The sequence below is a fragment of the Streptomyces sp. H39-S7 genome, assembly GCF_027158205.1.
Taxonomy (GTDB): Bacteria; Actinomycetota; Actinomycetes; order Streptomycetales; family Streptomycetaceae; genus Actinacidiphila.
The window spans coordinates 144,514-166,131 of record NZ_JAPVLU010000012.1; the positions used below are offsets into that span (position 1 = coordinate 144,514).

Sequence of the window (21,618 nt, forward strand, 5' to 3'; positions counted from 1 at the left end):
TCCTTCACGTTTGGTCACATTTGGCTGTGCGGATGCACGTGCATCCGGACGTGCAGCAGAGCGGGGTCTTCCGGCAGCGACAGCGTGCCCGAGGCGAGCGCGCCGGCGATGCGCAGGGCTCCGAGCAGGGGATCTCCGTCGGCGGGCACGAACTCGGCTGCGGGGAACACCTCGGGTGCCAGCTCGCGCAGCGGGCCGAGCAGCGGCTCGCCCATCTTGAACAGACCGCCGGTCAGCGCAGTCCGGCAGGAGCCGGGTTGCTGGGTCGCGGCGGTCGGACGGACGGCGGCGGCCGTCTCCAGGATGTGCCGTGCGGCCTGCCGCAGGATGTCCGCCGCCACCGGGTCGGCGGCCGCGCAGCGGGCCACCGCCGGAGCGAACGAGGCGAGTACGGCCGGACGGTCGGGCCGCGGGTAGAGCAGTCCCGGCAGGTCGTCGACCGGGCCGAAGAGCGCCTCCGCACGTTCCAGCAGCGGGATGGAACCGCCCGGCCGGCCGTCATGGGCGCGCAGGGCGGCCTCCAGGCCGGCGCGGCCGATCCAGGCACCGCCGCCGGCGTCGCCGAGGAGGTGGCCCCAGCCGTCGGCACGGCGCCAGCCGGAGCCGCCGAGCCCGGTGCCGAGGGCGATCATGCCGGTGCCCGCCGCGACCACGACGCCGGGGCGCATGCCGAGGGCGCCCGCGTAGGCGGTCACCCCGTCCGCGGCGAGCGCGAGCGAGCGCACTCCGAAGGCCTCGCGCAGCGCCCCGGGCAGCACGGCGCGCAGGTCGTCGCCGAGGGTGGCCATGCCCGCGGCGCCGACCGCCGCGGCGGCGAGCGTCTGCGCGCCCGCCGCCCGCATCAGCTCGCGGGCGGCGGGGAGCACTTCGCCGAGCAGGCTGCCGGCGTCGATACCCCGGTCGGCGATCACGGCGGGCCGCTTCGAGGAGATCGGGGCGGACCTGGCGGTGCCGTCGGCACGGGCAAGGGACACCCGCACCCCGGAGCCGCCGGAGTCCACGCCGAGGACCCAGCCCCCGGAACCGGCCATCCGGCTAGCCGAGCCCGCGGGAGTCCTGCTTGAGCGCGGTGTCCACCGTCAGTGCGGAGGCGACCACCATGCTCAGCAGCGGCTCGGAGAGCGGCCGGTGGATCTGCAGGACGTAGTTGTCCGCCGTGGTGAACATGGTCTTGGCCAGGCCCTCCCACGTCTTGGTGATGCGGGCGACCTCGGTCTCGGTGTGGTCGACGATCGCGAAGTTCCAGGCGCGCCAGTTCTCCGCCTTGATGGCGCCGACCTTCTGCCCGTTGACCTCGAACGAGAAGTTGATCTTGCCGATGGCGTTCTGCTGGACGATCTCGCCGAGCGTCTGTCCGTCCGGGCGCTGCACGATCACCTTGGACTTGATGAACTTGGCCGGGCGGGTGAGCAGCAGCTGCGGCTGCCCGTGGGCGTCCCGCACCTCCAGCTTGACCGAGAGGAACTGGTCCACGCTGGAGACGAAGCGCAGCACCTTGCGCGCCGTGCTCTGGCCGACCTGGCTCACCGAGCCGAGCGAGCGGCCCTGCTGGTCGAACACGCTGTACTCGTTGTTCAGCTCGATCAGCTTGGCCTTCTGGTTCACCACCAGGATCGGCTCGCTGAACAGGGTGCCGCCGCCACCGCCGGACGGCGCGACACCCGCCTGGTGCTGCACCTGGCGCTGCACCTTGGACGGGTCGTGCCCGCCGTCGACGTTCAGCTCCCAGGCGTTGCTCGTCTGTTGCTGGGGCACCTGGCCCGGCTGGCCGGTGTTCGTGTGCTCGGTCCACTGGGATCCGTCCCAGTAGCGGAGCAGGTTCGGGGTGCCTTGCGGGTCCGCGTACCAGCCCGCAGGAGTATTCGAATGCGTCGTCACCCGGGCAGCGTACAGTCCGGCTCCGTCACGGCAGGCGCCAGTCCACAGGATCGGCCCCGAGTCCTGTCAAGAGGGCGTTGGCCCGGCTGAACGGCCGGGAGCCGAAGAAACCGCGGTCCGCGGACATGGGCGACGGGTGGGCCGCCTCGAGCGCCGGCAGGTCGCCGAGGAGCGGCCGCAGATTGCGGGCGTCGCGCCCCCACAGGATCGACACCAGCGGGGTGCGGCGAGCCACCAGCGCCCGGATGGCCTGCTCGGTGACGACCTCCCAGCCCTTGCCGCGGTGCGCCGCGGGCTTGCGGGGTGCCGTCGTGAGCGCCCGGTTGAGCAGCAGCACGCCCTGCCGCGTCCACGGCGTCAGGTCTCCGTCGGACGGCCGCGGAACGCCGAGGTCGGTGCAGAGCTCCCGGTAGATGTTCTCCAGGCTGCCGGGCAGCGGGCGCACCTCCGGGGCCACGGCGAAGCTCAGACCCACCGCGTGTCCCGGCGTCGGGTACGGGTCCTGACCCACGATCAGCACCCGTACCTCGTCGAACGGCTGCTGGAACGCGCGCAGCACGTTGGGCCCGGACGGAAGGTAGGTGCGCCCCTGGGCGATCTCGGCGCGCAGGAAGTCTCCCATCGCGCCGATCTGACCGGCGACCGGCTCCAGGGCCTTCGCCCAGCCGGCCTCGACGATTTCGTTCAACGGTCGCGCTGTCACGATCCGTCACTCTAGTGGCTCAGCCGATGACGGACGCACGCACGCAGAGGACATCGGGCAGATGGGAGACGGCGAGCTGCCAGCTGTCGCCCTCGTCGGCGCTGGCGTACACCTCGCCGTTGCGGTTGCCGAAGTACACCCCGGCAGGATCCGCGTCGTCCAGACAGAGGGCGTCCCGCAGGACGGCGCCGTAGTGCGGCTCCTGCGGCAGTCCTTCGGACAGCGGGGCCCACGTCCCGCCGGCGTCCTCGGTCCTGAAGACCCGGCAGCGCAGGTCGGGCGGCAGCCGGTGGGCGTCCGCGGTGAGCGGGAAGACATAGGCGACGCCGCCGCGGCGCGGATGGGTGGCGACGGTGAACCCGAAGTCGGCGGGCAGTCCGGCGTCGATCGCCGACCACTTCGCCCCCGCGTCGTCACTGCGGTAGACCCCGCCGTGGTTCTGCAGATACAGCCGGTCCGGGTCCTCGGCGTCCTGCGCGATCTTGTGCACGCACTGGCCGAACTCCGGGAACCGCTCGGGCTGGAAGGTGCACTGCACCCCGGTGTTGGAGGGTGCCCAGCTGGCCCCGCCGTCCAGCGAGCGGTAGACCCCGCCGGTGGACACCGCGACGGTCACCGCGTCGGCGCTGCGGGGGTCGGTCACCACGGTGTGCACCGCCTGGCCACCGAACCCCGCGTTCCACTCCGCCCGTTGCGGGTGCTCCCACAGGCTGCGGACGAACGTGAAGCTCTCGCCGCCGTCCTCGGAGCGGAACAGCGCGCCCGGCTGGGTGCCCGCGTACACCACGTCCGGAGCGGCGGGCCCGGCCGGATGCAGCTGCCACACGCGCTCCAGCGAGGTGCCGGTGTCCTCGGGGAACCGCACGGCGGGCCTGGCGGGTTCGTGCCAGTTAGCACCCAGGTCGTCGGAGCGGAACACCGAAGGACCCCAGTGCGAGCTGTCCGCCCCGACCAGCAGCCGGGGGGTGTCGCGGCGTGTGTCGATGCCGATGGAGTACACCGCCTGCATCGGGAAGTGCGGGCCGCGGAAGTCCCACTCCCCGCCGTCGCTCCTCCGTCCGAGGAACAGGCCCTTCTGGGTGCCCACCGCGAGCAGTACGTCGTTCATGGCACGTCGCCTCCAGCATGGAATGTGTCCGACATCACAGAGTCAACACCCCGCCACTGACAAGGGCCCCCCGTGAGCGGTCCGCGCGGGTCGGCGCCGCGTCCCGCGCCCCCTTCCCGGGCTTCGGTGATCTACTGGACGACGTACCGCAGCGATCTATCGAACGGGCCGCATCGTGCTCATTGATCTCACCGGAAGGACCGCCCTGGTAACGGGGTCGACGCAGGGCATCGGAGCGGCCATCGCGACCGGGCTGGCCCGCGCCGGGGCCCGGGTGGCGGTCAACGGCAGGAGCCGCGACTCGGTCGGAGCGGCGCTGGAGCGGCTGCGCGGCGGGTCGCCCGGCGCCGAGTTCCTGCCGGCGCCGGGCGACATCTCCACCGACGAGGGCGCCGGACAGGTGCTGGACGCCCTGCCGCGGGCGGACATCCTCGTCAACAACCTGGGGATCTTCGGCTCCCGGCCCGCCCTGGAGATCACCGACGCCGAGTGGCGGCGGTACTTCGAGGTCAACGTCCTGACCGCGGTCCGGATGACCCGCGCCTATCTGCCCGGGATGGTGGAACGCTCCTGGGGGCGGATCCAGAACATCGCCAGCGACTCCGCGCTCGTCACCCCGGCGGAGATGATCCACTACGGCATGTCCAAGACGGCCCTGCTCGCGGTCTCCCGGGGCTTCGCGAAGGAGGCCGCCGGCACCGGTGTCACCGTCAACTCCGTGATCGCCGGCCCCACCCACACCGGAGGTGTCGAGGACTTCGTCCACGAGCTGGTCGGCCGCGACCTCCCGTGGGACGAGGCGCAGCGCGAGTTCATGCGCGCGCACCGGCCGCAGTCGCTCATCCAGCGGCTGATCGAACCCGAGGAGATCGCCCACATGGTCGTCTACCTCAGCTCGCCCCAGGCATCGGCCACCACCGGCGGCGCGGTCCGGGTCGACGGCGGCTACGTGGACTCGATCGTCCCGTAGTCCCGGCCTGCGACCCGAACCGCCCTGGCGTGGCTCTCAGATGGCCCACCCGTACTGGTCGGGGACCCGGGACCGCGTGCCCAGTTCGCGTGCCGCGCGCAGCGCCCAGTGCGGGTCGCGCAGCAGCTCGCGGCCGAGCAGGACGGCGTCCGCGCGGCCGGAGGCGACGATCTCCTCGGCCTGCGCGGCATCGGTGATCATGCCGACCGCGGCCACCGGCAGGCCGGTCTCCGTCCTGACCCGCTCGGCGAACGACACCTGGTAGCCGGGGCCGGTCGGGATCCGGACCTTGGGGACGTTGCCGCCGGTCGAGACGTCGAGCAGGTCGACGCCGTGGGCGCACAGCTCCTTCGCCAGCCGGACGGTCTCGTCGGCGGTCCACCCCTCGCCCTCGCCGTTCTCCGTCAGCCAGTCGGTCGCGGAGACCCGGAAGAAGACCGGCAGGTCCTCGGGCCACACCGCGCGCACCGCGTCGACGACCTCCAGCGCGAGGCGGATCCGGTTCTCGAAGCTGCCGCCGTACTCGTCGGTGCGGTGGTTGCTGTGCGGGGAGAGGAACTCGTGGATCAGGTAGCCGTGGGCGCCGTGCACCTCGACGACCTGGAAGCCGGCCGCGAGCGCCCGCCGGGCGGAGTCCGCGAACGCGGCGGTGATCTCACGGATCTGCTCGGTCGTCAGCTCCCGGGGGACGGCGTACCCGTCGGCGAACGGCGCCGGGCTCGGGCCCGCGGGCTGCCAGCCGTGGTCCTCCGCGCCGACCGGGCCACCGCCGCGCCAGGGCCGGTCCGTCGACGCCTTCCGCCCGGCATGGGCGAGCTGGATGCCGGGGACGGTTCCCTGCTCCTTGAGGAAGGTGGTGATCCGGCCGAAGGCCTCCTGCTGCCGGTCGTTCCACAGGCCGAGGTCGGCCGGGCTGATGCGGCCCTCCGGGCTGACCGCGGTGGCCTCGGTCAGGATCAGGCCGGTGCCGCCGGCCGCCCGTGCGGCGAGGTGCGCAAAGTGCCAGTCCTGCGGCACGCCCTGCTCCGGGCCGTCGACCGGCGCGCTGTACTGGCACATCGGTGCCATCCAGACGCGGTTCGGGATCGTCAGGGACCGCAGGGTGCAGGGCTCGAACAGTGCGCTCATGGCGCTCTCCTCGTCGTAGTCGTGGGGCTCACCGGATCGCTCACCGGACGCCTTCTACGATAGGCATCGTACTACGCTGGATGTCAAACTACGAGAGATCTCGTACTATGGATCCATGACACCGCAGACCGCCCCCGCCGCCCGCGCGCTGGAGCACCCGGAGCGCGCGGCCATCCGCCTCGAAGGTGTGCTCCACGCGCTGTCCGACCCCATGCGGCTCCACGTGGTGCACACGTTGGCCGTCGCCGAGACGGAACTTGCCTGCTCCGAGGTCGAACTGCCGGTCAGCAAGTCCACCACCACGCACCACTTCCGGGTGCTGCGCGAGGCCGGCGTCATCGAGCAGAGCTACCGGGGCACGTCCAAGATGAGCGGCCTGCGCCGCGAGGATCTGGACGCGCTGTTCCCGGGTCTCCTGGACACCGTGCTGAAGGCCCTCGAAGGGCAGTGCGCGCGGCTCGGCGCAGGCCCCTCGGCGCACCGCTGACCGGGGCCAGGACGGATACGGCCGTATCAGGCGGCCGGCCGGGCGGCGGCCAGCAGCCGCTCCCAGGCCTGGATCTTGACGGTGCCCCGGTCGAGCGACCGGCCCAGCGCCATCTCCGCGGCCTCGATCGACAGCCAGCCCGGCCACGCCACCGGGTCGCTGCCGCCCGACCGCAGCGCCTCCAGCGGATCGCGGGGGAGCGACCTGGCCAGCAGCCGCGGTACGTCCTCGATCAGCGCCGCCACGGTCTGCTTGGCGCACGGCCGGTTGGTGCCGATCACCCCGGTCGGCCCGCGCTTGATCCAGCCGGCGACGTACTCGCCGGGCGACGGCACCCCGTCCCGCAGCACCCGCCCGCCGTCGTTCGGCACCACCGCATGCCGCTCGTCGAAGGGCAGACCCGGCAGCGGCACGCCCTGGTACCCCACCGAGCGCAGCACGAGCTGGGCTCCGATCTCCTCCAGCTGACCGGTCCCGCGCACACCGCCGAGCCCGTCCGGAACCGTCCGTTCGAAGCGGACGCCCGACACCCGGCCACTGCCGAGGAGTTCGGCCGGGCGCAGGAAGAAACGCAGATGGATCCGGCGCGGCCGGCCCTGCGGGACCCGCGTCGTCCACTCACGCAGCACCTCGACGTTGCGCCGGGCCGCGGCCGGCAGCGCGGAGGGGTCGGCGTACCCGGGATCGAGCGCCAACTCGTCGGAGTGCACGATGACATCGGCGCCGGACAGCCCGCCCAGCTCGCGCAGCTCCTTGGTGGTGAACTTCGCCTGCGAGGGACCGCGCCGCCCCACCATGTGCACATCGGTGACCTGGCTGGAGTCCAGCGCCGTGAGCGCCGACTGCGGGATGTCGGTGTGGCGCAACTCGTCCGCGCCGCGCGCCAGCACGCGGGCCACGTCGACCGCGACATTGCCGACCCCGATCACCACCGCCGACCGGGCGAGCAGCGCGAATCCCTCCGGCGGCTCGTCCGGATGGGCGCTGTACCAGGAGACGAACCGGGTGGCGGAGTAACTGCCGGGCAGGTCCTCGCCCGGTACGCCCAGCCGCCGGTCGGCGGCCGCGCCGAAGCAGTAGACCACCGCGTGGTAGAGCTCGCCGAGCTGCCCGGGACCGAGCGCCGGCCCCACCTCGACATTGCCGAGGAAGCGCACCCGCGGGTCCTCCAGCACCTGCCGCAGATTGCCCTGCAGGGATTTGATCTTCTCGTGGTCCGGCGCCACTCCGTAGCGCACCAGGCCGTACGGGCACGGCAGCCGGTCGAGCACGTCCACCGCCACGTCCGGCACAGTGGCCTGCCGAGTGAGCGCCTCGGCCACGTACACACCGCTGGGACCTGAACCCACTACTGCGACACGAAGCACGAGCCGGCTCCTTCCGCCCTGTGCCCAGCATGCGCCATCGCACCGCGTTGCGGGAGGGTGCGCGCGAAGGCGCCTCCTCAGGGGAGCGGCGAGCGCGGCGGGCGGCGGCCCTCCGCCGCTCCGGGCCCGTCGGCGGCGGGCGGCGGAACGCCCAGCTCCCAGTCCAGCTGGTACCGCGTGAACAGCTCGGCCCGCAGCCGCGGCAGCGGCATCGGCACGCCCGGCACCAGGAGCGCGACCACCGCGCCCATCAGCAGCGCGCGCAGCATCGGGTACTCCGCCCCGGGATCCTCCGCGCCCCAGCGGATGACCGTGCTCTCCAGCAGCGCGGCGAGCCGCCGCTGCTCGGCGCACTGGATGAAGCCCTCGCCCTCGAGGATCGACGCCATGTGCGTGCGCATCAGTTTCGCGTGCGTCTGGGTCAGGCCCAGGATCGCGTCGATGGCCCGCGCCATCCGCTCCCGGCCGTCCTCGGTGTGCGGCTCCCGCTCCAGGGCGGCGGCCAGCTCCAGATGCATCAGCCGGTGCACCGCGGACTGCACGAGCTGGCGTTTTCCCGGAAAGTAGTACGACACCAGTCCGCGGGCGGAGCCGGCCCGGTCGGCGATGTCGGCGAGGGTGGTGGCCTCGTAGCCGCGCTCCTCGACGAGCTCCACCGTCGCCTGCAGGAGCCGTTCCCGGGAACGCCGCCGCATCTCTTCATTGACCGATGCGCTTCGGGGAGACATGCTTTACTCCTGCGTTGACTGGCTCACAGCCAATATACTCAACGCACCCCCGCGGGGCCTACGCGGCCATGCGGGGTACGGGGGCCTGGATCGGCGCCCGGCGGCGCGGGGGACCGCCGGGCGCCGACCCGGTCACAGCACGCACGCAGTCGGAGCCCGCTCAGGAGCGGTGACGTGGCGGCCGGGGAAAGAAGCCGCTGGTTCGCGCGGTGTACTCGGCGAATCCCGGACGGCGCTCCATATGCCGCTCCAGCATCGGCTTGCCGCTGCCGCGGATCAGCAGGAAGCTCATGACCAGCGGCGACACCAGGGTGATGGTCGCGAGCGGGGTCGAGCAGGCGAGCAGGAACAGCCCCCACCAGACGCAGAAGTCGCCGAAGTAGTTGGGGTGCCGGGTCCAGCTCCACAGCCCGCGGTCCATGATCGCGCCGCGGTGGGACGGGTCCCGCTTGAAGCGGGCGAGCTGGAAGTCGCCCACGGATTCGAAGAAGAATCCCACCAGCCACAGCGCCACCCCCGCCGACGCGAACCCGTTGAGCGCGCCGGGCACGTACATGGCGAACTGGACGGGGAGGGAGACCAGCCACACCAGCGCCGCCTGCAGCAGATAGACCATGCGCAGCGCGTACAGGTTCCGGCTGCCGGGCGCGCGGGACAGCATCCGGGCGTAGCGCGGATCCTCGCCGTGGCCCCAGCCGCGCAGCCCGATGTGCACCGACAGCCGCAGTCCCCACGCCGTCGTCGCTATCAGCACCAGCAACCGCCGGGTCTCGTCCCCGTGGCCCGCCGACAGCGCGTACGAGACGGCCGCCACCGCGGCGAAGGCCGTCCCCCAGGCGACGTCCACGACCCGGTGCAGGCCCTTCGCCGCGCCGACGGCGAAGGCCGCGAGGAGCACCGCCAGGGTCGCGCCGGCCGAGGCCGCGAGGCCGATGGCGAAGTCGTCCCACGGAAAGGGGGTCACCGGGCGCCCGCCGCGCCGCGCACCAGCAGCAGCTGACGCACATCCAGGTAGCCGGACCGGAACCCGGCCTCGGAGTAGGCCAGGTAGAAGGTCCACATCCGGCGGAAGGTCTCGTCGAACCCCAGCTCCGCCACCTCGGCGGCCCGCTCCGTGAAGCGCTCGCGCCACAGCTGCAGCGTCCGGGCGTAGTGCGTTCCGAACCCGGTGTCCTCGGCGATCCGCAACCCCGTGTCGCGGGCCAGGACCTGCTCGACGGCGGTGACCGAGGGCAGCAGGCCGCCGGGGAAGATGTACTTCTGGATCCAGGTGAAGGTGCGCCGGGAGGCCAGCAGCCGGTCGTGCGGCATGGTGATGGCCTGCAGGGCGATCCGTCCGCCGGGGGCCAGGAGCCGCTCCAGCGTACGGAAGTACACCGGCCAGAACTCCGCGCCGACCGCCTCGACCATCTCCACGCTGACCACCGCGTCGTACTCGCCGCGGATCTGCCGGTAGTCCAGCAGCTGAACCGTCACCCGGTCCTCGTACCCCGCCTCGCGGATCCGCATCCTGGCCAGCTCGCGCTGTTCCCGCGACAGGGTCACCGTCACCACCTCCGCGCCGCGTCGCGCGGCCCGCAGGGCCAGCTCGCCCCAGCCGGTGCCGATCTCCAGCAGCCGGGTGCCGGGTCCGACGGCGGCGAGGTCCAGCAGCCGGTCGATCTTGCGGTGCTGGGCCACGGTCAGTGGCTCGTCCCCGGTGGGGGAGGGGGCGTCGGCGGGCGCTCCGTCCGGCGGGAACAGGGCCGCCGAGTACGTCATGGTCCGGTCCAGGAAGAGCGAGAACAGATCGTTCGACAGGTCGTAGTGGCGGCTGATGTTGCCCCGCGCCCCGACGACCGTGTTGCGCTGGGCCGACGGCTGCCGCAGCGCCCACGCGCCGCGCAGCCGCTGCAGCGGGGCCGGGATGAGCGACGCGACCTGCGAGGCGAGCACGGTGAGCACCCCGACCAGGTCGTCGGAGTCCCAGTCGCCCGCCATGTACGACTCGCCGAAGCCGATCAGTCCGGATTCACCGATCCGGGCGAAGAAGGGGCCGGGCCGGTGGATCCGCAGCAGCGGGGCGTCCGGATCCGGCGACCCCACGGGGGCGCGGCCCGGCAGGCCCAGGCGCAGCGGCAGGCGGGCCAGGGCCCGCCGCACCAGGCGCTCGGCGACGGCCGCGCGGACCGGCGCGACGGGCACCCGGACGACATCGGGCCACCGTTCCGGGTTCACCGCCGGGCCGCGGGCCGCGGGCACACGGCCCGTGGGCGGACGGGCCGCCGACGGGCGGGAGACGGTCGGACGGGAGACGGGGGCAGTCACTGCACACCCTCCTGGGTTCGGTGCGGGGGACGGGGCCGCACGGGCAGGCCGCGCAGGTACAGCAGGACGCCGTGCACCCGGATGAGCACGGAGACGGTCGCCGTCGACCACGGGTGCCGGACGGCGGCCCGCAGCAGGCCCGCGGTGGTCGCGGGGCGCCGTTCGCCCCGCAGTGTCGCGGTGAACGGCCGGGTACCGGAACGTTCCAGATGGACCGTCAGATCGAGTCGCGCGCCGGGCTCCGGCAGCCGCATGCGGTACTCGCCGTCCACCGGGAAGAACGGCGAGACGTAGAACTCCTTCGCGGTTCCGGCCCGCCCCTCGGCGTCCGGCCGCAGCAGGTAGCAGTGGCGCTCGCCGTAGGTGTTGTGCACCTCGGCGACGACACAGGCCGTCGAGCCGTCGGCGCGCCGGCACCAGTAGACGGTCAGCGGATTGAAGACGTGGCCGAACACCCGGGCCGCGGTGAGCATCAGCACCCGCCCGCCGGGCCGCTCCACCCCGTTCGCCGCGAGGAAGCGGTCGAGTCCCGCCCGGAGGCTCGGCGCTCCGCCACCGAAGTGGTCGCGCGCCTCGAAGCGGGCCAGCGGACGCAGCGGGCGCGGCAGCCGGGGCAGCGCGTCCACGTCGACCAGCCACAGGTATGTGCGGTGCCGGAAGGCGTGCCGCAGCGGTGCGGTGCGCACGTGCGCGACCACGCACTCGTACAGTGCCGCGGTCACCACCGCACCCCCAGCGCCGCGGCCGCCGCGACGCCCGAGCGGCAGCCGTCCTCGTGGAATCCCCACCCGTGGTAGGCGCCGGCGAACGTGGTGACCGGGTTGTTGAGCTGGGGGAGCCGGCGCTGCGCGGCGACCGAGCGCGTGGTGAAGACCGGGTGCGCGTAGTCCATGCGGTCCAGGACCAGGGCCGGGTCGACGAGTTGCTCGCCGCCGAGGGTCACGACGTAATCCCGCGGCGTGTCCAGCCGCTGCAGACGCGTCATGTCGTAGCTGACCAGGACGCGGTCGGGGGTGGCGCCGCACGAGGGCAGCAGGTAGTTCCAGGAGCCGCGGGCCCCGCGGGCCCGGGGCAGCACGGAGGCGTCGGTGTGCAGCAGCGCGGGGTTGGCGGAGTAGGAGAACGCGCCCAGCACGTCGGCCTCGGCGGGCGTCGGGTCGGCGAGCAGCCGCAGCGCCTGGTCGGGGTGGACGGCGATGACAACGGCGTCCGCGGTGTGCTCCATGCCGTCGCCGGTCCGCAGCCGTACGCCGCCGGGGCCGCGGGAGAGCGCGTGGACCGGGGCCGAGGTGTGCACCTCGGTGAGCTGCTTGGCGATCCGGCGGACGTATTCGTGCGAGCCGCCGGTGACGGTCCGCCAGGCCGGGGCACCGGTCACCGCGAGCATCCCGTGGTTGTCCAGGAAGCGGAAGAGGTACCGGGCGGGGTAGCCGGCGGCCTGCTCCGCGCCGCAGGACCACACCGCGGAGACCAGCGGCGTCATGAAGTGCGAGACGAAGTAGGCCGGGAAGCGCCGCTCGGCGAGGAACTCGCCGAGGGTCGGCTCGGGGTCCTCCGCCGGCCGCGCCAGCAGCTCGCGAGCGGCCCGGTGGAAGCGCGGCACCTGGGCGAGCAGCCGCAGGTAACGGACGTTGGCCGCGTTGCCCGGACGCGGGAAGAGCCCCGCCGCGCCGCGGGCCCCCGCGTACTCCAGACCGCAGCCGTCGCAGCGCACCGACATGCTCATGTCGGTCTCCTGGGTGGCGACGCCCAGTTCGGCGAAGAGGCGGGTCAGCAGCGGGTACGTACGGCGGTTGTGCACGATGAAGCCGGTGTCGACGGCGAACGCCCGGCCGCCGTCGGCGACCTCATGGGTGTCGGCGTGGCCGCCCAGCCGGGCGTCCGCCTCGAAGAGCAGGACGTCATGCGTCCCGCGCAGGACGTGCGCGGCGGTGAGTCCGGCGATCCCGCTCCCGATGATCGCGACCCGACGTCGTTCCGTCATCACAGCCCGCCCTCCTCACACCCGCATGTCCTGTCGGGTATTCGGAACGGCGGCCGGCGCGGATTGGTGGGAGTACGAAAGAGGTTTACGCGAGTGCGCTGAGGCCCGGGACGAAGGCGATCAGCAGGGGGACGGCCGGGACGAGGAGGGCGGTCGCGGTCAGGCTCGCGCGGCGTACCGGGGCCAGGCGCGGGGCCGGGTCCAGGAGGCGGTGCACGCGGCGCGGCAGTTCGGCGAGCGGGGTCGGGCAGGGGCCGAAGACCCCGCGGTCCTCGTTGAGCTCGACCAGGGCCAGCGCCGTGGTGAGCCGGCCGAAGCGGCGGGAGGCGGTGTCGTCGGCGGCCAGTTCGATCAGCCGGTGCACCTGGTCGCGGAACCCGGCGAAGACCGGGACCTGCGGGAAGCCCGAGGCCAGCGCGCCCGCGCAGTGCAGCAGCACATCGTGCCGGGCGCGGACGTGGCCCTGTTCATGGGCGAGTACGGCGTCCAGCTGGCGGCCCTTGAGCCGGCGCAGCGCGGCCGTGGTGACGACCAGCTGCGGTTGCGCGCCCGACAGCCACCAGGCGTCGGGCCGGTCACCCTCCAGCACCACCAGCCGGTCACCGGCCGGTGGCTCCTCGCCGGGCAGCCGGGGCGAGCGGACGAGCAGGTCGGCACGTCGCCGGCGGCGCCGGGCCCGTGCCCCGCGCACCTCGCGGGTGAGCATCGCGGCGGTCCACACACCACCGCAGGCCAGCAGGATCGCCAGCGATCCGGCCCAGCGCCCGTAGCCGGGCAGGCCGTAGGCGTCCACGACGCCGTGCGGGGCGAAGCCGAACAGGTGCCAGCGCACCGCCGCCGAGGCCGCCGCGGCGCTGAGCGCCATCGCCAGGACACAGCACAGCAGGACGGCGCCGACGACGCACTGCCAGACCCACAGGGCCAGCACGGGTTCGCGCTCCGGCCAGGCGGCACGGGACAGCAGGCGCGGCGTCATCGCCGCCGCCAGCGCGCCGACCAGCAGCAGCACGAACGGGACCGTCATGCCCCTCAGCCTAGGAGGCGGGGGGATCCCCGGGTACGGTCCGCCGTCCGAAGTGATGCACGCCTCACCCGCCACACACCGCCCCGTCACGTCTCACGCCGCTTCGCCGCTACGGGTGATGTCGGCCGGTCGCCCGTCGCGTCGCGCCACTTACCGGAACGGTACGAATACGCTGCGTCATGCGAGCCGATCATCGGAACGACTCGCCCGCGACCTCGTCCGCGAGGACTTCATCGAACTGGAGGCGTGGTGTGCCGCATCGGTGCCCTGCTCGCCGTCCTTGCCCTCTCCTTCGTCGCGCTCCTCGGGGGTGCGTCCGTCTCCCAGGCCGACACGGCGCCCGGGGGACCCGCGGCGTTCACCCTGCCCGCCTCGCTCGACCTGCATGACGGCACCATCCAGGAGTACGACGGCACGTATTACGCCTACGGGACCGCGTACGCGTGCGGGTTCCACTGGCAGCAGGCCAACACGCCGTGGTGCGGCTTCAAGGTGTCCTCCGCGCCCTCGCTCCGGGGTCCCTGGTCCACGCCCACCCTGCTGTTCGGCCCGGACGACATCGATCCGTTCACCGGAAAGTCCTGGCAGGTGGAGTGCGGCGGCAACGGCTCGGGCTGTTTCAACGCGCGGATGATCCAGCGCAGTGGCTGGGGCAGTGACGACGGGGTGTGGATCCTGTGGTTCAACTCCCCGGCCGACTACGGCCGCGACAAGTCCCACGCCTACAACGCGATGGGCTGCAACGGGCCTGCCGGCCCGTGCGGTCCCTCCGCCGGTCCGCCGCACGGCTCGTACGCCAAGCCCGTGCTGAAGTACTGCACCGGCAACGGGGACATGGGCTTCATCGACTCCGCCACACCGGGCGCCGCGCCGGCGCTGGTGTGCACGATGCCCGGCGCGCTCTCCCTGTCCATCGAGGAGCTCAACGGGTACGGCGTCGGGGGGTCCGGCGTGGGCGGATCGACCGTCGCCGGACTGAAGAACATCGAGAGCCCGGGCGGCTGGTACGACCGCTCCAGCGGGCAGTACTTCCTCACCTACTCGGATCCCGGGTGCGGCTACTGCACCGGCACCGGCACCGGCTACGCCACCACCACGAACCTCTACGGGACCTGGGTGGCGCCCCCCAACCTCGGCTTCGGCCAGCCCGCGAACGGCCGCCGCCTCATCTCCGCCAACAGCTGCGGCGGGCAGGCCCGGACCGTGTCGGTCGTCGACGGGCAGGCCTGGCAGGCCATCGACCTGTGGACGGGCGACCGGAACGAGGCCGGGGCGCAGATGAGGTTCGTGCCCCTCAACTCCACCACGCCGTCCGGCACCCCCGGCGACGGCCAGGTCTGGCGACCGCCGCTCGTCCTCGCCTGCTGACGCCCCGGGGGCCGGAAGGCCCCCGGGTCACAGCGCCAGCAGCATGGCGAACATGCCCAGCGCCATGGAGACCCGGCACGCCGCCAGCTCCGGCGCGATCGGCGCCCCGGCCGGCGGACCGCCGGCCGGGGCGACGGCCGCCACCGTCACCAGCCGGGCCCCGGCGGCCAGCACGTACCCGGCGAAGTACAGCAGCAGCGCCCCCGTCAGCAGCGGCGCGCCCGCCGCGGTGTGCCCGGCATGGCCGCCGGCCGGGGCGGCCGTGCCCATCGCCGCCGCCATGTAGACCATCGCGGCGGCGCCCAGGGCGTGGTGCAGATGGTGGCCCGGCTGCCGGGCGAGCAGCAGGGCCCGGACCGCCGCGGCCGCGAAGACCACCGCGAGCAGCAGCGTCCCCCAGGGCCTGGGGTCGAGTACGGACACGGGCACGGCCATCACCGCCATGCCGGCTCCCATCAGGGCCTCGTCGCGTGCCGCGTGCCGCAGCAGGCACGACAGCCCCGTCGCGGCGCTGAGCACGACCAGCAGCCATCCCACCAGCGGTGGTCCGTGCATGACCGGCCTCCCGTTCGCGGCGTTCCCGCCCACCGGCCGCCCCGCGTCCGTCGGCGACGGCGGTCCGCTGGAGAGTTGCCCAGCCACGAGGGCGCACACCCGAGCGCACGGACGTACCGGGGGGGCGCCCGCGGCAGGTCAGGTCCGGGCGCGCTGGGTGACCGCCACGCAGACCAGGACGGCGAGCGCCGCGAGCGGGGTGGCGGCGCCCAGGTGCTCGCCGAGCAGTGCCGCCGACCACACCAGCGTCAGCAGCGGCTGCGCGAGCTGGAGCTGGCTGGCGCGGGGGACTCCGATGGCGGCCATGCCCCGGTACCAGACCATGAGGCCGAGGACCTGGGAGACGGCCGCGAGGTACGCCAGCCCCAGCAGCGGCCGGCCGCTGAGGTGCACCGGCTCGAAGGTCAGGGCGACGAGCGAGCCGACCAGGGTGAACGGGAGCATCGCGATCAGAGCCCACGAGATGACCCGCAGTCCGGGCATCACCCGGGCCAGCCGCCCGCCTTCGGCGTAGCCCGCCGCGCACACCGCGAGCGCGCCGAAGAGGTAGAGGTCGCCGGCGGTGGGCGCACCGCCGCTCTGCGCGAGGGTGAACAGGGTGACGACCCCGGCGCCCGCGACGGCGGCGGCCCAGAAGGTCCGCGACGGGCGGTTCCCCTCCCGGACGGCGGCCACGATGGCGGTGGCCAGCGGCAGCGCGCCGATGACGACGGCGGCGTGCGAGGTGTTGGTGGTCGTCAGCGCCAACGTGGTGAGCAGCGGGAATCCGACGACGACGCCGAGGCCGACGACCAGCAGCCCCGGCCAGTGCTCGCGGGCGGGGACCGGTGCCCGCCCGGCGATCAGGCAGGCGCCCGCGATGACCGCCGCGAGGACGCCGCGCACCGCGACCGTGGTCCACGGCCCGAAGCCGCCGAGCGCCCAGTGGGTCGCGGGGAAGGTGAAGGAGAAGATCGCGACGCCGAGCGCGGCGAGTGCGGTGCCGTTCACCGCTATCGGCCGTAGTGCGATAGCGCTATTGTCTGCTGTCATGAATGACGGTAGCAGTTCGACTTCTCTGGCGGATTCGCTGCGCGGGGAGCTGAAGCGCTTCTCCCCAGGCGCCAAAATGCCGTCGAGTCGTTCACTCGTCGAGCGGTTCGGCGTCAGCCCCGTGACGGTCTCCCGGGCGCTGGCCGCGCTCGCCGCCGAGGGTCTGGTGGAGACCCGTCCCGGCTCCGGCACCTACCGGTCACAGGCGGCGCCCGCCGCCGGCCCCGTCGACACCTCCTGGCAGCAGGTCGCCCTGACCGCCGGCGACCAGCACGGCGAGCCCGCCCCCCGCGTCGTCGACGCCTCCGGCGTGCTCGCCACCCTCGCCGCTCCGCCGCCCGGTGTGATCCCGCTCAACGGCGGCTACCTGCACCCGGACCTCCAGCCGCAGCAGGCCCTCGGCGCCGCGCTCGCCCGCGCGGCCCGCCGGCCCGGGGCGTGGGACCGGCCGCCGGTGGAGGGGCTGACGGCGCTGCGCACCTGGTTCGCGCGCGAGGCCGGCGTCGGACCCGCCCAGGTGCTGATCACGGCGGGCGGCCAGGCCGCGCTCACCACCGCGCTGCGCGCGCTCGCCCCGCCCGGCTCCGCACTGCTCGTCGAGTCTCCGACCTACCCCGGCGTGCTCGCGGTGGCCCGCGCGGCCGGCCTGCGGCCGGTCCCGGTGCCGACCGACGCCGACGGCGTACGCCCCGACCTGCTCGCGGACGCCTTCGACGCCACCGGTGCGCGGGTGTTCTTCTGCCAGCCGCTCTTCCAGAACCCGACGGGCGCGGTCCTCGCCCCCGTACGGCGGGCGCAGGTCACCGGGATCGCCCGGGCGGCCGGCGCGTTCGTCATAGAGGACGACTTCGCGCGGCGGCTGGGCCACGGCGGCCCGCTGCCCGCGCCGCTGGTCGCCGACGACCCGCACGGCACCGTCGTCCATGTGACGTCGCTGACCAAGCCCACGTCGCCCAGCCTGCGGGTGGGCGCGCTCATCGCCCGCGGCCCGGTCGTGGAGCGGCTGCGCGCCATCCAGGTCGTGGACAGCTTCTTCGTCGCCCGCCCCCTCCAGGAGGCGACGCTGGAACTCGTCGGCGCGCCCGCCTGGCCGCGCCATCTGCGGGCCGTCGCGACCGGCCTGCGCGAGCGCCGTGACGCGATGCTGGGCGCCCTGCGGCGCGACCTGCCCGAGCTCCTTCCCGCCCGTGCCCCGGCCGGCGGCTACCAGTTGTGGCTGCGGCTGCCCGACGGCACCGACGAGACGGAGCTGTGCACGGCGGCGCTGCGCGCCTCGGTCGCGGTGGCGGCCGGGCGGCCCTACTTCGCCGCGGAGGCGCCGGCTCCGTACATCCGCGTCAGCTTCTCCGACACCAGCGGCGCCGAGGAGATCGACGAGGGGATCCGGCGGCTCGCGGGCGCGTTCGCCGAGGTCAGGGCCGGTATCTGATCGGGTGGTCGGCGGGTACCTCCACCACGACGATCTCCAGCCCGTCGGGATCCGCGATCCACATCTCGACCAGCCCCCAGGGCTCCTTCAGCGGCGGCCGCAGCACGGGGACCCCGCGACCGGCCAGTTCGGCGTGGGCCGCCGCGACGTCCGGGACCTGCAGCCAGATGCGCAGCGCCCCACTGGCCGGCGCCCCGGAGCGCCCGGAGACCTCCAGGTAGCCGCCGCCGAGGAAGAACACCGTGCCGCGCCCGGGACCGCTGCCGAACTCCCGGTAGATCGCCAGCCCGAGATCGTCCCGGTAGAAGGCGCGGGATCGTTCCAGGTCGGTCGGTTGCAACAGGATCCGGCTGCTCACCACATTCACCATGCGGTACAGCTACCCGCCCCCCGTGACCCGGATGCGCCTCCCGGTAGCCTCGGCCCCATGGACATCAGCGAGCGCACAGCGCAGCCGACCTTCCGCACGGCCACGCCGGCCGATGTTCCCGCCGTCGTCGCCCTCGTGGAGTCGGCCTACCGGGGGGACGAGAGCCGGGCCGGGTGGACGACCGAGGCGGACATTCTGGAGGGACAGCGGACGGATCCGGAAGGTGTCGTCGAGGTGATCGAGAAGCCGGGCAGCCGGCTCGTCCTGGTGGAGCGTGAGGGCGAGCTGATCGCGTGCTGCCACCTCGAACGGCGCGGGAACCACGCGTACTTCGGGATGTTCGCGGTCCGTCCCACGGCGCAGGGCGGCGGCCTCGGGAAGACGGTCCTCGCGGAGGCCGAGCGCTTCGCCGCCGAGGAGTGGGACGTGGCGCAGATGCACATGACGGTGATCACGGCGCGCGCGGACCTCATCGCCTGGTACGAGCGCCGCGGCTACGCCCGCACCGGCCAGACGCACCCCTTCCCCTACGGGGACGAGCGCTTCGGGGTGCCGCAGCGCGACGACCTGGAGTTCGAGCTGCTGGTGAAGGACTTCGCCAACGGCCGCAACCACTAGAGCCGCCCGGCCTCCGCGAAGCGCCGCAGGAAGCGCTGAGTGCGCTCCTGCTCCGGCGCCCCGAACACCTGCTTCGGTGTGCCGCGCTCCAGCACCACCCCGGCGTCGAGGAAGCAGACCTGGTCGGCGACCTCCCGGGCGAAGCCCATCTCGTGCGTGGCGATCACCATCGTCATGCCCTGCTCCTTGAGGTCGCGGACGACGCCCAGTACCTCGCCGACCAGTTCCGGGTCGAGCGCCGCGGTGATCTCGTCGAGGAGCAGCAGCCGCGGCTTCCCGGCCAGCGCCCGGACGATCGCGACGCGCTGCTGCTGTCCGCCGCTGAGCCGGTCCGGGTACTCGCCGGCCTTGTCGCCGAGGCCGAGCCGGTCGAGCAGTTCACAGGCCCGCTCGGTCGCCTCGGCGCGCGCGACCTTGTGCACCCGGCGCGGTGCGAGGGTGATGTTCTCGAGGACCGTCATGTGCGGGAAGAGGTTGTACGCCTGGAAGACGACGCCGATCCGGCGGCGCACCGAGTCGGGGTCGACGCGCGGATCGGTGATGTCCTCGCCGTCCAGGAAGATCGCCCCGTCGTCGATGTCCTCCAGCAGGTTGGCGCAGCGCAGCAGCGTCGACTTGCCGGAGCCCGAGGCGCCGATCAGGGCGGTGACGGTGTGCGGCGGCACCGTGAGATCGATGTCGCGCAGCACCACGGTGGAGCCGAACGTCTTGCGCACCGACTCCAGCCGCAGCACGGGGGTGGCGCTCACGTCGTCCTTCATACGGTCCCTCCCTGCGACTGGCGGCGGTTCATCCGGGCGGTGATCCAGTCGGTGAAGCGCGTCATGGGGATGGTGAGCGCGACGAAGATCAGGCCGGCCACGACGTACGAGGTGTAGTTGAAGGTCTTGCCCGCGTAGATCTGCGCCGCGTACACCGCGTCGACCGCGCCGGCGATCGACACCAGGCCGGTGTCCTTCTGCAGCGAGACCAGGTCGTTCAGCAGCGGAGGGACGACCCGCCGGACGGCCTGCGGCAGCACCACATGGCGCATGGTCTGCGCGCTGCTCAGCCCCAGCGAGCGGGCGGCCGCGCGCTGGCTGGGGTGGACGGTGTCGATGCCGGCCCGGAAGACCTCGGCCACGTACGCCGAGTAGGTGAGGACCAGCGCCGTCCCGCCGAGCACCACCGGATCGGTGGTGACGCCCTGCAGCCGCAGCGCCGGGACGCCGAAGACCACGCCGAGCAGGCAGATGATCAGCGGCAGTCCGCGGAAGAAGTCGACATAGGCGGTGGCGAGTGCGCGCAGCGGGAAGAACACCGGCCCGCGCAGGGTGCGGGTGATGGCGAGCAGCAGCCCCAGGACCAGCACGACCGCTCCGCACACCACCATCAGCTGCAGGTTGAGCCAGAGCCCGTCGAGGATCTTCGGCAGCGACGCGCGGGCGTCGTGCGCGTTGAAGAACGTCTCGCGGGTGCGCTGCCAGCCGGGGGAGCTGACGACGAGCCCGATGAGCAGCCCGGCGGTGGCGAGGGAGCTGACCGCGCCGATCGTCACCGCGCGCCGGGTGCGGGCGCGCCGGAAGCGCTCCCGCTCGATCCGCCGCTCGGAGGGCCGGTAGGTGTCCTGCCGGACGTCCTCCAGCGTCACTTCAGCACCGGCGCGTCGACGGCCTCGGACAGCCAGCGCTTCTCCAGCCCCGCGAGAGTCCCGTCCTTGCGCAGCGCGTCGACGGCCTTGCTGACGCAGGCGGTGAGCTTGCTGCCCTTGTCCAGGACGAGGCCGAACTGCTCCTTCTGGGCGCCGCCGGCCTCGAACTGCCCGACGACCTCGGCCTCCGGCACCTCGGCGCCGGTGATGTAGAAGGCGGTGGGCAGGTCGACGACGATGCCGTCCACCTGGCCGTTCTTCAGCGCGCTCTTGGCGAGGTCGTTCTTCTGGTAGACGGCGGGCGGCTGGGTCGGCTTGATGACGTCGTTCAGCACGTCCAGGCTGGTGGTGCCGACCTGGGCGCCGAGCTTGGCGCCCTTCAGATCGGCGATGGTCCTCGCGTTCGCGATCTTTGAGGTCTTCAGGGCGATGACGGCCTGGCGCACGTCGTAGTAGCCGGACGAGAAGTCGACGGCCTTCTTGCGGTCCTCACTGATGGAGACCTGGTTGATGTCGAAGTCGAACGCCTTCGCGCCGGGCGCGAACGCGTTGTTGAAGGCGACGGTCTGCCAGACGACATCGGCCTGGGCGTAGCCGAGCTGCTGTGCGACGGCGTACGCGACCGCCGACTCGAAGCCCTTGCCGTTGGCGGGCTTGTCCTCGGTGAACCAGGGGTCGTAGGCGGGCGTGTCCGTGCCCACGGTCAGCTTGCCCGCGGTGCGGGTGGACAGACCGGTGGGGGCACAGCTCGCGGCGGACGTTCCCGCGGGCGGCGTGGTGCTGCTCGCGGAGGAGTCCTCCTGGGGCGCGCAGCCGGCGGCGGCGAGGGTGAGCAGGGCGGCCGCGGCGATGGCGGCGCGGCGCGGGGACAGCGGGTTCGCGGAACGCATGGCCGGACATTGGCACCGGCCGGGTGAATCTGTCCAGGCCGC

General features: G+C 73.3%; 23 protein-coding genes. 5 read left to right on the forward strand and 18 right to left on the reverse strand.

Annotated elements, in window-relative coordinates:
- Positions 1 to 14: 14 nt before the first annotated feature.
- The 4 genes from O3X23_RS14030 to O3X23_RS14045 are packed head-to-tail and all read right to left on the reverse strand — an operon-like array spanning position 15 to position 3,689.
- The gene (locus O3X23_RS14030; RefSeq protein ID WP_269271665.1) at positions 15 to 1,031 is read right to left on the reverse strand and encodes an N-acetylglucosamine kinase; all 1,017 of its coding nucleotides are present in this window, start codon (positions 1,029 to 1,031) and stop codon (positions 15 to 17) included.
- Between the two features lie 4 nt (positions 1,032 to 1,035).
- Positions 1,036 to 1,878, reverse strand: coding sequence for a phospholipid scramblase-related protein (locus O3X23_RS14035; protein WP_269271666.1), 843 nt, complete (start codon positions 1,876 to 1,878; stop codon positions 1,036 to 1,038).
- 25 nt (positions 1,879 to 1,903) lie between these two features.
- Positions 1,904 to 2,581, reverse strand: a complete 678-nt coding sequence (locus O3X23_RS14040; protein ID WP_269271667.1) for a uracil-DNA glycosylase — start codon at positions 2,579 to 2,581, stop codon at positions 1,904 to 1,906.
- A gap of 19 nt (positions 2,582 to 2,600) precedes the next feature.
- Entirely contained in the window at positions 2,601 to 3,689 is a 1,089-nt protein-coding gene (locus O3X23_RS14045; RefSeq protein ID WP_269271668.1) for a WD40/YVTN/BNR-like repeat-containing protein, read from the reverse strand.
- A gap of 175 nt (positions 3,690 to 3,864) precedes the next feature.
- Between O3X23_RS14045 and O3X23_RS14050 the strand changes: the two genes are divergently transcribed.
- Positions 3,865 to 4,659: an SDR family NAD(P)-dependent oxidoreductase gene (locus tag O3X23_RS14050; protein WP_269271669.1), complete on the forward strand. Its 795-nt coding sequence runs from the start codon at positions 3,865 to 3,867 to the stop codon at positions 4,657 to 4,659.
- A gap of 36 nt (positions 4,660 to 4,695) precedes the next feature.
- On the opposite strand, the gene O3X23_RS14055 is transcribed toward O3X23_RS14050, so the two are convergent.
- Positions 4,696 to 5,787, reverse strand: coding sequence for an NADH:flavin oxidoreductase/NADH oxidase (locus tag O3X23_RS14055; RefSeq protein ID WP_269271670.1), 1,092 nt, complete (start codon positions 5,785 to 5,787; stop codon positions 4,696 to 4,698).
- 115 nt (positions 5,788 to 5,902) lie between these two features.
- On the opposite strand from O3X23_RS14055, the gene O3X23_RS14060 reads away from it, so the two are divergent.
- Positions 5,903 to 6,274, forward strand: a complete 372-nt coding sequence (locus tag O3X23_RS14060; RefSeq protein ID WP_269271671.1) for an ArsR/SmtB family transcription factor — start codon at positions 5,903 to 5,905, stop codon at positions 6,272 to 6,274.
- Positions 6,275 to 6,300: 26 nt separating this feature from the next.
- Here the strand turns inward: O3X23_RS14060 and O3X23_RS14065 are convergent, their stop codons facing one another.
- The 7 genes from O3X23_RS14065 to O3X23_RS14095 form a co-directional block, all read right to left on the reverse strand.
- Positions 6,301 to 7,641 carry an FAD-dependent oxidoreductase gene (locus O3X23_RS14065; RefSeq protein WP_269271672.1) on the reverse strand — a complete coding sequence of 447 codons (1,341 nt, stop codon included), beginning with the start codon at positions 7,639 to 7,641 and terminating at the stop codon, positions 6,301 to 6,303.
- A gap of 77 nt (positions 7,642 to 7,718) precedes the next feature.
- Complete coding sequence (locus O3X23_RS14070; protein ID WP_269271673.1) at positions 7,719 to 8,369, reverse strand: TetR/AcrR family transcriptional regulator; 651 nt, start codon at positions 8,367 to 8,369, stop codon at positions 7,719 to 7,721.
- Between the two features lie 160 nt (positions 8,370 to 8,529).
- A complete protein-coding gene (locus O3X23_RS14075) occupies positions 8,530 to 9,333 on the reverse strand; it encodes a DUF1295 domain-containing protein (protein WP_269271674.1) in 804 nt (267 codons plus the stop codon).
- Entirely contained in the window at positions 9,330 to 10,676 is a 1,347-nt protein-coding gene (locus tag O3X23_RS14080) for a class I SAM-dependent methyltransferase (protein ID WP_443047847.1), read from the reverse strand. The genes O3X23_RS14075 and O3X23_RS14080 overlap by 4 nt, the downstream gene beginning before the upstream one ends.
- Complete coding sequence (locus O3X23_RS14085; RefSeq protein WP_269271675.1) at positions 10,673 to 11,398, reverse strand: DUF1365 domain-containing protein; 726 nt, start codon at positions 11,396 to 11,398, stop codon at positions 10,673 to 10,675. Before O3X23_RS14085 ends, O3X23_RS14080 begins: the two co-directional genes overlap by 4 nt.
- The gene (locus O3X23_RS14090) at positions 11,395 to 12,663 is read right to left on the reverse strand and encodes an NAD(P)/FAD-dependent oxidoreductase (RefSeq protein WP_269271676.1); all 1,269 of its coding nucleotides are present in this window, start codon (positions 12,661 to 12,663) and stop codon (positions 11,395 to 11,397) included. The genes O3X23_RS14085 and O3X23_RS14090 overlap by 4 nt, the downstream gene beginning before the upstream one ends.
- 82 nt (positions 12,664 to 12,745) lie before the next feature.
- Positions 12,746 to 13,684, reverse strand: a complete 939-nt coding sequence (locus tag O3X23_RS14095) for a M56 family metallopeptidase (RefSeq protein ID WP_269271677.1) — start codon at positions 13,682 to 13,684, stop codon at positions 12,746 to 12,748.
- A 249-nt stretch (positions 13,685 to 13,933) separates the two neighbouring features.
- On the opposite strand from O3X23_RS14095, the gene O3X23_RS14100 reads away from it, so the two are divergent.
- Positions 13,934 to 15,052 carry a hypothetical protein gene (locus O3X23_RS14100; RefSeq protein WP_269271678.1) on the forward strand — a complete coding sequence of 373 codons (1,119 nt, stop codon included), beginning with the start codon at positions 13,934 to 13,936 and terminating at the stop codon, positions 15,050 to 15,052.
- A 27-nt stretch (positions 15,053 to 15,079) separates the two neighbouring features.
- Here the strand turns inward: O3X23_RS14100 and O3X23_RS14105 are convergent, their stop codons facing one another.
- Both O3X23_RS14105 and O3X23_RS14110 read right to left on the reverse strand, forming a co-directional pair.
- Positions 15,080 to 15,607: a DUF5134 domain-containing protein gene (locus tag O3X23_RS14105; protein WP_269271679.1), complete on the reverse strand. Its 528-nt coding sequence runs from the start codon at positions 15,605 to 15,607 to the stop codon at positions 15,080 to 15,082.
- A 138-nt stretch (positions 15,608 to 15,745) separates the two neighbouring features.
- On the reverse strand, positions 15,746 to 16,639 hold the full coding sequence (locus tag O3X23_RS14110; RefSeq protein ID WP_269271680.1) for a DMT family transporter: 894 nt from the start codon (positions 16,637 to 16,639) through the stop codon (positions 15,746 to 15,748).
- Between O3X23_RS14110 and O3X23_RS14115 the strand changes: the two genes are divergently transcribed.
- Positions 16,638 to 18,068, forward strand: coding sequence for an aminotransferase-like domain-containing protein (locus tag O3X23_RS14115; protein WP_269271681.1), 1,431 nt, complete (start codon positions 16,638 to 16,640; stop codon positions 18,066 to 18,068). The two genes, O3X23_RS14110 and O3X23_RS14115, sit on opposite strands and share 2 nt — an antisense overlap.
- On the opposite strand, the gene O3X23_RS14120 is transcribed toward O3X23_RS14115, so the two are convergent.
- Entirely contained in the window at positions 18,052 to 18,438 is a 387-nt protein-coding gene (locus O3X23_RS14120; protein WP_269271682.1) for a VOC family protein, read from the reverse strand. The genes O3X23_RS14115 and O3X23_RS14120 overlap by 17 nt on opposite strands.
- Before the next feature lie 57 nt (positions 18,439 to 18,495).
- Here O3X23_RS14120 and O3X23_RS14125 point away from each other — a divergent pair, with 57 nt between their 5' ends.
- Positions 18,496 to 19,056 (forward strand): GNAT family N-acetyltransferase, encoded by a 561-nt coding sequence (locus tag O3X23_RS14125; protein ID WP_269271683.1) that lies wholly within the window; start codon positions 18,496 to 18,498, stop codon positions 19,054 to 19,056.
- Here O3X23_RS14125 and O3X23_RS14130 read toward each other — a convergent pair.
- From O3X23_RS14130 to O3X23_RS14140, 3 genes are read right to left on the reverse strand one after another with little or no spacing between them, the layout of a single operon-like run.
- Positions 19,053 to 19,817, reverse strand: a complete 765-nt coding sequence (locus O3X23_RS14130; protein WP_269271684.1) for an amino acid ABC transporter ATP-binding protein — start codon at positions 19,815 to 19,817, stop codon at positions 19,053 to 19,055. The genes O3X23_RS14125 and O3X23_RS14130 overlap by 4 nt on opposite strands.
- Positions 19,814 to 20,686, reverse strand: a complete 873-nt coding sequence (locus O3X23_RS14135; protein ID WP_269271685.1) for an amino acid ABC transporter permease — start codon at positions 20,684 to 20,686, stop codon at positions 19,814 to 19,816. Before O3X23_RS14135 ends, O3X23_RS14130 begins: the two co-directional genes overlap by 4 nt.
- Positions 20,683 to 21,576, reverse strand: a complete 894-nt coding sequence (locus O3X23_RS14140; protein WP_269271686.1) for an ABC transporter substrate-binding protein — start codon at positions 21,574 to 21,576, stop codon at positions 20,683 to 20,685. The genes O3X23_RS14135 and O3X23_RS14140 overlap by 4 nt, the downstream gene beginning before the upstream one ends.
- Positions 21,577 to 21,618 lie beyond the last annotated feature (42 nt).